This window comes from Sorangium sp. So ce281 (assembly GCF_051527395.1).
GTDB classification, from domain to species: domain Bacteria; phylum Myxococcota_A; class Polyangia; order Polyangiales; family Polyangiaceae; genus Sorangium; species Sorangium cellulosum_B.
In genome coordinates this window covers 6454809-6465951 of the sequence record NZ_CP150322.1, presented here as the reverse complement: position 1 = coordinate 6465951, position 11143 = coordinate 6454809, and the positions used below count along the sequence as shown (strand labels likewise).

The following is an 11143-nucleotide window of genomic DNA, read 5'->3' as shown; positions in this document are numbered from 1 at the left end:
AACACGAGCGGCTGCGCTCGGGCAGAAAGGCCGACGACCCGTCTCCAGGGTAGCCCGGCCGCCCTTCGCGCCCCTAGACGAAAATCACTTCATCCTGCGCCACTCAGCCGCACCCGCAGGGGCGCCCGTTCGCAGCGGAGTCGGCGGAGCACCGCTGACGAATGACGCGCGTTGCGCGACGCAGCGACGGATGGACACGGTGTTTCATTTCAGCTGCTGGTGCACAGGCGCGCGAGCCAGGCTGGCGGCCCGGTTCGGTCTTGACATTCGCGCTGTGACGGGAGCTCGGAGATGGTTCGTGTCCCAGGGAGGCGCCGAGAGCTCCGCGCCCCGCGGATCCCGGCCGCTGCGCGCTATCCGCCGGCTCGCCTGAGCACGCCGCCGAGGCCCATCCACTCGATGTACGCCCGCTGCACGTCCTCGGTCCTGCGGTTGATCTCCTCCGCGGCGCCGTTGCCCAGCGGGTCGAGCACGGTGCGCAGCGGCCGCTCCCCGGCCGGCAGCTCCGCGAGCTTCAGGATCGCGTCCGCGACCTGCTGCGGGTCTGGCGGACCTTGGCGCTTCATCGTCTCGATCACCGGCTTCCACAGCTCCGCGGCGAGCGCGAAGAGGGCGCCATACTCGGCCGCTCGAGCCTCGTCGGCCTGCATCGCGTTGAGCATCACGCCGGTCGTCGGGAACGCGCCCGGCTCGACGATGGCGACGTCGATCCCGAGCGGCGCGAGCTCGTAACTGATGCACTCGGCCATCGCCTCCAGCGCGAACTTGCTCGCGCTGTAATGGCCGAAGAGCGGCGTCGCGACCCGCCCGACGGCGCTGCTCACGTGGACGAGGAGGCCGCTCTTCTGCCGGCGCATCGCGGGCAGCACGGCGCGGTTGACGCGCACGGCGCCGAGGTAGTTCACCTGAAAGGTGGCCTCGGCCTGCGCCACGGTGAACGCCTCGATCGGCCCCTGGGACAGGACGCCCGCGTTGTTGATCACCACGTCGACGCCGCCCGCCTCGTCGAGCACGCGCGCGACGCCCGCGTCGACCGAGGCGTCGCTCGTCACGTCGAGCTCGATCATGCGGAGCGCGAGCCCCTCGCGCGCGGCGAGCTCCGCGAGCTCGGACGCCGGCCCCGCGTTCTTCGACATGATCGCGCGCATCCCGGCGAAGACGCGGTGTCCCGCGCGGGCGAGGGTGACGGCGGTCGCGCGGCCGAAGCCGCTGCTGGATCCTGTGATGAGGGAACGGAGCTCTCTGGTCATTCTCTCGCTCGCTTTCGAAAGGGGAGCAAGGAGCGTATCGCGCGGGATCCCCCGGTGGAACCGGCGAACGGCGATCGTCGGAATGGCCGCGCGCCGAGATAGTTCCATTGGTTCTGGAGCGGCCGACTCGGCGGATGGCCGGGCGGCGCGATCCACCCACGGATTGGCCGCCTTGACCCCTTCGGGTCGAACCGTATAGTCAGCGAGACGGTCGGGCTGCCCACAAATGGTGTCTGCCGGACTGTCGAGCACACGACCGCCGCCCTGCGCGGGTTGTGGACGTGTGCGCCGTGGTTGCATCGTCCAACATCACATCATCGGAGGTTCGAATGGATCACCTGATTCGGCAGATCGCCCAGGACCGTCTCTGGAAGCAGTGGATCGCGGCCAACACGTCCGGTGCGCCGACCCTCGACGCCGGCTGCATCTCGCGGAAGGAAGGCTGTATCTCGAAGAAGGCCGGCTGCATCTCGCGGAAGGCGGGCTGCATCAGTTGACGGAGCCGCCGGGGCCGCGGGCGTCGCCATCGCCGGCTTCCCGAACCTGTTCACGATCACCGGGCCTGGGAGCCCGTCCGTGTTCAGCAATGCGATCGTCTCCATCGAGCAGCACGTGGAATGGATCGCGGACTGCATCGCGTACCTGCGAGAGCGAGGCTTCGCGTGCATCGAGGCCACCGCCGAGGCGGAGGAGGGGTGGGTCGCGCACGCCAACGAGGTGGCCGACGGCACGCTGTATCCGCTGGCCAGCTCCTGGTACGTCGGGGCGAATATCCCCGGCAAGCCGCGCGTCCTCATGCCCTACGCCGGGGGCGTCGGCGCCTACAGAAAGCGGTGCGAGGCGGTCGCGGCACAGGGATACGAGGGGTTCTCCCTGTCGAGGGCAGGGTAGTTGCGGTTAACCGGGGTGGCCCCTCGTGATGGGCGCGATCGTCGCGGAGGCCGAGCGCGGCGGCCCCGCTCGCCCAGCGCCCCATCGGCGCGGCTCGCTGGCTCGAAGGAAGGCGCGCGAGGGGGACCGTCTGCAGCGCACGGCCGCCGGCTGCCCATCGCCTGGCAACTGTGGTAGCTGACCGCCGTGAACGCCACACACGAACCGTCGTACCTGGTCCCGGAGGCCGTCGTCGCCTTCGACGAGGGCGCGCGGCAGGCGGTCTACGACGTCATCGCCCTGCGGCGCGACGTGCGGCATTTCGAGCCGGGGCGCGCGCTCGACCGGGCTGTCCTGCGGCGCATCCTCGAGGCCGCCCACCTGGCGCCCAGCGTGGGATTCTCCCAGCCCTGGGGCTTCGTCGTTGTGCGTGACGAGGCGCAGCGCGCGCGGATCCGCGAGAGCTTCCTTCGTTGCCGTCAGGCGGAGGCTGCCCGTTTTCCGGAGGGCCGGCGCGAGCAGTACCTCTCCTATCGCCTCGAGGGGATCCTCGAGGCGTCGCTCAACCTGTGCGTCGCGGTCGACCTGAGGCCGCGCGGGGAGGCGATCCTGGGCACGATCGTCCAGCCCGAGGCGGTGCGCGCGAGCGCGTGCTGCGCGGTGCAGAACCTCTGGCTCGCCGCGCGCGCCGAGGGCGTCGGCGTCGGCTGGGTCAGCATCGTGGAGCCCGCCGTCCTCCGCGCCGAGCTGCGCCTCCCGCCGGGCGTGGAGCCGATTGCGTACCTCTGCCTGGGCCACCCCGTCGCGTTCCGGCGGCGACCGATGCTGGAAGAGAGCGGCTGGCGAGCGCGGCGCGCGGTCGATGAGGTCGTCCACGAACATGGCATCTGGCAAGACCGCGACGACGCCGGCACGCCCGCGGCGTGCCGCGCCAGCGAGCCGCCGCGCTCATCGCTCCGCACGACGGCGATCCCACCGCTCGCCGCCGCCGCCATGGAGGCCTCCCGTGCGCACCAGGCCACGCTCGGCCTGCCGGCGGGCAGCCTGGGGCGGCTAGAGCAGCTCGCGGCGTGGTGGGCCGGCGTGCGTGGCGAGTTTCCGCTCCCGTTGCCCGCGCCGGGGCTGGCCGTGTTCTGCGCGGATCACGGCGTCGTCGCGGAGGGCGGGAGCGCTCACCCCTCCTCGGCGACGACGGCGAGGCTCGCGGACGTGATGGCCGGGGGCGCGGCGGTCTCGGCGCTGGCGGCCCGCCACGGCGTGCGGCTCGTCGCGGTCGACGTCGGCCTCGCGGGCGATCTCTCGGCGCTGCCGTGCGCGCCTGTCGTCCCGCTGGCGCCGCGGGTGGTGCGGCGTGGCACAGGGAACCTGCGGCGCGAGCCGGCGATGACGCGCGACGAGGTGGCATGCGCGATGGAGGCGGGCGCCGAGATCGCCCGCGCGCTCGCCGCGGACGGCGTCACGCTCGCGGGCGCCGGCGACATCGGCGTCGGCAACACGACCGCGGCGACAGCCGTCCTGTGCGCCCTCACGGGCGCGCCGCCGGCGAGCCTCGCGGGACCGGGCGCCGGCCTCGACGCGGAGGGCGTCGCGCGCCAGGCCGGCGTCGTCACCGACGCGCTCGCGCTTCACGCGCCCGATCCGGCGGACCCCCTCGATGTGCTGGCGAAGGTCGGCGGGCTGGAGATCGCCGCGATGGCCGGCTTCGCGCTCGAGGCCGCGCGGCTGCGCGTGGGCGTCGTCGTCGATGGGCTGACGGCGTACACCGCGGCCCTCTGCGCCGTCAGGATGGCCCCAGCGCTCCGGCCATGGCTCCTCGCGGTGCACCGCTCGACCGAGCCGGCGGCGGCCCTCGCGCTCACCGAGCTCGGTCTCGAGCCGCTCTTCGATCTGGGACTACGGGTGGGCGAGGGGATCGGCGCCGTGCTCGGGCTGCACCTCGTCGGCGCCAGCGTCTCGACGCTGAGCGGGCTCGACCCTCGTCGCGAGCTCGCGCGCGGCGCCGGCGCTCACGGGGTCGTGGCCTCGGGGTCCGTCTCCGGCGCCGGCTCCTTGTAGAACGCCACGTCGTCGATCCACACGCTGAATTGACGGCTCGCTGCGAAGCGGAACTGGATGGCCCAGATCTTCGTCATGTCGACCGCCTCGAACGCCTGGCCCCAGCCGGACTGCTTGAGGCTGGCGAAGGGCACCTTGATTTGAGTCCAGCAGTTCGTCAGCGAGATGGTCTTGGTGAAGTGATCGCTGCATCCGCCGTCAGCATCGGTGCAGATCTCGCCATCCTGCCAGGTCTGTGCGTCGACGATGTCCACGAGAACCTTGTTGTAGGAGCCTCCGTCGGCGTAGGCAAAGAAGGTGACCCCGCTGAACTCGGAGGCGTCGTAGAGGCCCAGCTGGGACGACGAAGGGCTGTTCAGCTGGAAGCCGAAGAGGGCTCCCCAGCTTTCGAACAAGTCGTCGGCCACCACGTGCGCTGCCAGCGTGCTGTCGCCGCGCGGCGATTCGAGGAGGCTCATCACGAATTGCTCGCCCACTCCGGGCGTTTGCGTCCCCTTGCCATCGTTCGCTACGAACCAGAGCCCTCGCCGTGGGTTCGTTTCATCTTTCACTTCGATGATGAAATGGTCGTCATCTTCCATGTCGTCGATCAACGACAGTTCCAGCGTGGGGTCGCCAAGCGGCGGCTCCGGGCATTCACTCCCGGCTCCTCCACCTCCCGTGTCCGTGCCGCCGGTGCCGCCTTCGCCGCCAGCGCCCCCGCCTCCCGCGTCCGTGCCGCCGGTGCCGCCTTCGCCGCCAGCGCCCCCGCCTCCCGCGTCCGTGCCGCCGGTGCCGCCCTCCCCGCCAGCGCCCCCGGTGTTGCCGTGCGCGACCTCGTATAACTTATCGAAGCCGAAGATCTGGGCACATCCAGCCCCGAGCACCGCAATGAGGCACCCGCCGGTCCACCGCGCAAAAGCCAGCTTGCTGTTCATGGTCATGGAAGGGATCTCCGAGAAGCTTCAGCCAATCACGATAGGACGCTGCGTGCCAGAATGGAAGCGCGTCGGTCGCGACGCGAGCCGCCGCGGCGCGGGCTCGAGACAGCGGCTGGCGGCCCCTCGCCGACCCAGCGCTGCTCAGCCTGTCGAATCAAGGCAGCTCGCCTGCGCGGAGCGACCGTTCCCTACATGATATGTCGGCGTGAGGAAGCCTCCGCCATCGCCTGTCGGCGACTCGGTAGCTCTGGCGAGCTCCGTGGCGACAGCCCTGTGGCGTCGACCGTGTCACGGCGCCCCGGGCGCGCTCTTCTCGACCGCGCATTGCAAACCCATGAGCGCTGGAGTCGCGCGGACACACGGCGCGGAGCGATCGAGCGATGTCGATGAACCGACCGCGTTACCGATCGTGGCGCGGCATCACCGGGTGTTGCCGATCGTGGCGCGGCGTCCGTCAACACGCGCCTTCGGCGCGGCGGCCGCGGGCCGCGCCGGCGAGCGCGAGCCCGAGCAGCGCTGCCTGGACGAGGCATGTCTCGACCGCAGGGTAGATGCCGAGCGCGGTGAATCGAGGGAGCGGCAGCCGGTGGAGCGGCAGCAGCCCGCAGAGCTGGAAGGCGGCCACGGCGCGGCCGGCGAGCGGGACGCACAGCAGACACGCGAGCCAGGCGGGAGGGCTCGTCCAGCGGCGCGCGGCCGCCCGGCTCGCGCGGGTGACCAGCGCCGCGCCGGCGGCGAGCAGCGCGAGCGCGATCGACACCCCGGCCACGGCGGGCGGCGCGACGGGGAGCGACACCCCGAGCGCAGCGTCGAGCGCCGAGAACGCCGCGCCGAAGCCGGCCAGCAGCGCGGCCGCGAACACGGCCGCTCGGCCGCCGCGCGACGGGCCGCCATGCAATGGATCGTGCGAGCTCACCTGCCGCGCGCCGCGCCGCTGGCCGAGCACCGCCGCGCCGGCGAGCGCCGCGAGCGCCGCGAGCGCGAGCGAGATCGTCGCGCCTGCCGTGAGCGTTCGCCAGAAGCCTGCCATGTGCGCGAGCGCCGCCGCGACCCAGGCGGCGAGCGCGAGCAGCAGCGCCGCGCCCGACGCGACGTGGACGACACGCCGGCTCCGTGACGGCGCGGCGGCGGCGAGCGCGGCGAGGAACAGCGCCGCAGCGGCGAGCTCGCGCAGCGCCAAGCGGCTCGAGACCTGGGCCACGAGCCGACCTGGCGCGACTCCGGACCGCGCGAGCGCGACCTCGGCGTAGGTCGCGTCGCGCAGGAGCGTGGCCATGCCCGCGTCGAGCGTGTCTGTCGTCGCGCCTGCCGCGAGCGCCGCTCGAAGGGCGAAGGCGCCGTCGCCGAGGTCGTCCGCGAGCGCCTCCTTCACGGTGCGGACGCTCGCCTCGGCCGCGTCGATGCCGTCGAGCTGGGCCGTGCTGAGCGCCTCGCGCGCGTCGGCGAGCCTGCCCTCGCGCAGCGCGGCGCGCCCCCTGTCGAGCGCGGCGCGGGCGATGGAGAGGGGGTGTGACGCGGCCTCGCCGCCATAGGCGACGCGCCGCCGGAGCTCCGCGAGGAGCGCCGCGTGCCGCTCGGCGGGGATCCCGCGCGCGGAGAGCTCGGCGCGCAGGTCCGCGTCGGAGCGGACCGCGAGCTCGACCATGGAGTAGTCCGGCAGATCGAGCGGCCTCGATCTCTCGCCGGGCTCGGGGTGGTGGAGGCCGACGACGTGGAAGGCGAGGTCCCAGCGGTCGCGGGCGGAGAGAAAGGTGAACGGCACCATGGCCGTGCCGCTGACGCCGAATCGAACCGCGGACTCGACACCGACGGGCGCGAGCTGCTCGGCGATGCTCGCGTCGTGGAAGTTCGCCGGGTGCGGGACCAGGCTCGCCGCGCGCCGGGTATCGGCGTGCCCCGTCGGGCCGTGGCAGATGGCGCAGTTCTCCTGGTAGAGGGCCGCGCCGCGCTCCGCGTCGGGCCGCGAGAGCGGCGCCTCCGCCAGCCGGAAGGCGGACGCGACCCGATCACGCGCGCCCCGTGCCGCGATGGCGACCCGATCCGCGGCGACCTTCGCCTCGACGAGCTCGCGCACGCCGACGATGCCCTGCGCGAGGTCGCCCGCCTCGCTCTCGAGCGCGGACGGCTGGATGCGGGTGGCGACCAGGATCGCCTCGCCGAGCAGCGCCAGCTGCTCGTCATACTCGATGACGCTGGTGACAGCGCCGTTCGCGACGCACCCGCCATAGTCCATGGCGACGTAGCCGAGCACATGGACGAGGCGGCGCGCCTCGACCTCGGCCGGCTCCCCCGGATCCGCCAGCGCAGGGCGCTCGCCCAGGAGCAGGACGGCGGCCATGGCGGCCGCGCTGACCGCCGCCATGGCGGTGAGCCCGGCCGTCGTTGCTCGCGGGATACGCGGGAATGGCGAGAATCGCGGGGTGGAGCCGCCCCGCGCCCGCGATCCAGCGCACACCCCCGTCGCGATCATGCGCCCAGGTCCCGCGCGGAAAGTCAGAAATCGCGATGACACGTATCCCTCATACAATCGAAAAAGAGTTCATGCTAGCTTCCCTCGATCGTGCAGCGACCCCGCTGCTCGACGACAATGCTTTGAGGTCCTCACGATAATCCTGCAGCGGGGCGCGCAGGGGCGCCGCACCAGCTGGCCAGGGAGCAGAAAGGCTTTGCAAGACTGACCTGCCGCTGTCGCGCGAGGCGGCTACGGGCGAAGGCCCCGGCGTCCGTTCTCCGTGCGAGCGTCCGAGCAAGAGCAAGCGGACGCGACGGACGCGACGGACGCGACGGACGCGATTGAACGCCGGGACGACGAGCGCCGACCGTCGGCGCCGGGATCATAGTCAGTGTTGGCCAGTGTTGGCGCTTACTCGACAGTGGCGACGGAATTCTGTTGTGCCTTGAGCGCACCCCGGCAATCGCTGCCCTCTCCGTCGCCGCTCAGAGACAGAGACCGGAGTGGCCTGCCGCCGGCGCGAGGCGCTCCGATTTAAGATGATCTCCCATGTATGGTTTCGGTAAGATGGTAGCAGCGCGTTCACGTCCGATGCGCTGCTCGCGCGCGGCATCAGGCGCGATGCGATCGCTGGCGTGACCGTGCCGGGAAGGCGCCCGGCTCGCCGCATGGCGAGCGTTTGTTGGAGGCAAGGCGGGATGAATCAGCAAGCTCGGAGGGTGAAGCAATGAAATTGAACCCCGGACATCTGGCCGCAGCGTCGGTGGCAGTGACGATGGCGTGGGCCGGCCAGGCGGCCGCCCAGTCGGTGATGAGGCAGCCCTATCTGCAGTCGTTGACGCCCAGCTCGGTCTACGTGGTGTGGACGACCGACGTGGGCACGGACAGTCGCGTGCGCTACGGGACCGATCCGGCGAATCTGACGCAGACGGTGGATCTCGGCGCGCTCGCGACCCAGCACGAGGTGCTCATCGGCGGGCTCACGCCGAACACCCGCTACTACTACAGCGTCGGTACATCGAGCGCGGTGCTGGCGGGCGGCTCCTCCTCCTTCTACTTCGAGACGGCGCCGCCCGTGTCCACGCCGAAGAAGTTCCGGGCGTGGATCATCGGCGACACCGGCTACGGCGGCACGGCGCCCTGGGCGACGCGAGACGCGATGCTGAACGCCGTCGGCGCGTACCGCCCCAACCTGTTCCTGCACATGGGGGACATGGCGTACAACTTCGGCACCACGGAGGAGTTCACCAACGGTTTCTTCAATCAGTACGCGGCGATCCTTCGCAACACGGTCGTGTGGCCGACGTTCGGCAACCACGAGGGCCTGAGCTCCGACTCGGCGACGCAGACCGGTCCTTACTACACCGCCTACGTGCTCCCCGCCGCCGGGGAGGCCGGCGGGGTTCCCTCCGGCACGGAGGCTTACTACTCGTACGACTATGCGAACGTCCACTTCGTCGTCCTCGACGGCTATGGCTCCTCGCGTTACTCGACCGGCGCCATGTCGGCCTGGCTCGCCGCCGATCTCGCCGCGACGGAGCAGGACTGGATCGTCGCGTACATGCACTTTCCGATGTACACGAAGGGCACCCACGACTCGGACGAGGACTGGCTGACCATCGAGCACCGGGAGTTCCTCGCGCCCATCCTCGACGAGGGCGGGGTCGACCTGGTGCTCGCGGGCCACTCGCACAACTACGAGCGCTCGTTCCTCGTGGACGGCGCCTACGATACGCCGACCACGGCGGCCGGGCACATCGTTGACGGGCGCGACGGCAAGCCGCTCGGCGACGGCCCCTACGTGAAGCTCCCTGGCAAGGGGAGCCACGAAGGCGCGGTCCACGTCGTCGCCGGCCACGGCACGTACGTGGGCGGCTCCGGAGGCCACCCGCTCATGTACTTCAACGAAGCGCAGAGCGGCTCGTGCCTCCTCGACGTCGAGGACAACCGGCTCACGGTGTCCAACGTTCGTTACGACGGCGTGATCAGCGATCGCTTCGCGATCGTGAAGGGAACGGCCCTCGACGTCGCGGCGCCCGACGGCGGGGAGCGCCTGCCGCCGGGCGGCATCTTCCCGATCCGCTGGGCGACCGTGGGGAACATCCCCACGGTTCGGATCGAGTACACGACCGACGACGGCGCGACCTGGACCACGATCACGAGCAGCGCCGCCAACACGGGCCGCTACAACTGGGTGGTTCCCTCCATCGACACGACGACGGCCCTCGTGCGCATCTCCGACGCCGAGCACCCGCTGCTCTCCGACGAGAGCAACGCCGGCTTCACGATCCAGAGCCTCCCCCGCACGGCGGTCTACTTCGGTGATTACTGGGTTTACGACGACCTGGGCGTCGACCGGGGTACGGCCTGGCAAAACCTCACGTTCGACGACTCCTCGTGGAAGGGGGGCTGGGGGCAGCTCGGCTACGGCGACGGCGGGGAGGGCACGGCCCTCTACCGGGCCACGCCGTCGTATCCCACCGCCTACTTCCGGAAGATCATCCCGATCGACGGGCCGGTCGCGCAGGCGACCATGAAGCTCATCCACGACGACGGCGTCGTCGTCTGGCTCAACGGCACCCAGGTGGCATCGAAGCGCGTGACCGGCACGGCCTACGGTGACTATGCGTCCGCGGAGTCGCGCGACGACGAGCTCACCACGGTGACGCTCTCCCCGAGCTCTTTCGTGGTCGGAAGCAACATCCTCGCCGTGATGGTCAAGCAATCGGCCCCCAGTTCGACCGATCTGTCCTTCGACATGGAGCTGACGCTCACCTATGCGCCGCCTGGCAGCGGGAGCAGCAGCAGCTCGAGCTCGTCGAGCAGCTCGAGCTCGTCCAGCAGCACGAGCGGTTCGAGCACGAGCAGCAGCACGAGCGGTTCGAGCAGCTCGAGCAGCAGCACGAGCGTATCGAGCAGCACGAGCGCATCCAGCACGAGCACAGGCAGCGTCATGATGACCAGCGCGATGAGCGTGGGCAGCAGCGGGTCGGGCGGCGCCGGCGGCGCTGGCTCCGGAGGCACGCCCGTGTGCAGGACCGTGCAGCGCGGCACCTTCGGCACGGTCTGGGACGCGACGCTCTGGTCGGGCTCGCCGACCTACAAGGAAGGGTCGTACCCGTCGATCTACACGGGCGGAGCCGGCACCGGAGGCTTCCGTACTGCGCTCGTCTGGTTCGACCTCTCGTTCATCCCCGCGGGCGCGCCGGTCTATTCGGCCACCTTGACGATCAATCAGGTGTACAAGGAGCCGGCCTCCACCGTTCGTCTCCATGAGGCCCTCGCGCCCTGGGGCGAGACGACCGTGAGCTGGAACAGCTACAACCAGAGCTGGGAGCCGCTCAGCTTCGCGTCGATCCTCGCCGGCAACGGCGCCGGCGACCGGACCGCCGACCTCACCGACCTCGTGCAGGACTGGGTGAGCGGCGTCCTCCCGAATTACGGGTTCGTGATGGAAGAGGACGCGGCGGGGTCGACGCAGTGGCGGGCCAGCGAAGACACCACGGCGTCGCGCCGCCCGCGCCTCGAGGTCTGCTACGCGGAGTGACCGCGCACGGCAACGCCCCGGCGGGCATCGCCGGCCGACCTCGTCGCCC

6 protein-coding genes and 1 pseudogene are annotated in these 11143 nt (G+C 71.2%); 4 read left to right on the top strand and 3 right to left on the bottom strand.

What is annotated here, in order from left to right; genetic code table 11:
- Positions 1–353: 353 nt before the first annotated feature.
- Positions 354–1250, bottom strand: a complete 897-nt coding sequence (locus WMF27_RS24565; RefSeq protein WP_437766452.1) for an SDR family oxidoreductase — start codon at positions 1248–1250, stop codon at positions 354–356.
- 329 nt (positions 1251–1579) lie between these two features.
- Here WMF27_RS24565 and WMF27_RS24560 point away from each other — a divergent pair, with 329 nt between their 5' ends.
- The 3 genes and pseudogenes from WMF27_RS24560 (at position 1580) to cobT (ending at position 4175) form a co-directional block, all read left to right on the top strand.
- On the top strand, positions 1580–1747 hold the full coding sequence (locus tag WMF27_RS24560) for a hypothetical protein (RefSeq protein ID WP_437766453.1): 168 nt from the start codon (positions 1580–1582) through the stop codon (positions 1745–1747).
- Positions 1748–1763: 16 nt separating this feature from the next.
- Positions 1764–2141 (top strand): annotated as a pseudogene (locus tag WMF27_RS24555) (cyclohexanone monooxygenase); the annotation flags it as partial.
- Between the two features lie 186 nt (positions 2142–2327).
- The gene (gene cobT / locus WMF27_RS24550; RefSeq protein ID WP_437766454.1) at positions 2328–4175 is read left to right on the top strand and encodes a nicotinate-nucleotide--dimethylbenzimidazole phosphoribosyltransferase; all 1848 of its coding nucleotides are present in this window, start codon (positions 2328–2330) and stop codon (positions 4173–4175) included.
- Here the strand turns inward: cobT and WMF27_RS24545 are convergent.
- Positions 4127–5092: a hypothetical protein gene (locus WMF27_RS24545; protein WP_437766455.1), complete on the bottom strand. Its 966-nt coding sequence runs from the start codon at positions 5090–5092 to the stop codon at positions 4127–4129. The two genes, cobT and WMF27_RS24545, sit on opposite strands and share 49 nt — an antisense overlap.
- A gap of 457 nt (positions 5093–5549) precedes the next feature.
- Positions 5550–7457, bottom strand: coding sequence for a c-type cytochrome (locus WMF27_RS24540; RefSeq protein WP_437766456.1), 1908 nt, complete (start codon positions 7455–7457; stop codon positions 5550–5552).
- Between the two features lie 817 nt (positions 7458–8274).
- Here WMF27_RS24540 and WMF27_RS24535 point away from each other — a divergent pair.
- Positions 8275–11094: a DNRLRE domain-containing protein gene (locus WMF27_RS24535; RefSeq protein ID WP_437766457.1), complete on the top strand. Its 2820-nt coding sequence runs from the start codon at positions 8275–8277 to the stop codon at positions 11092–11094.
- Positions 11095–11143 lie beyond the last annotated feature (49 nt).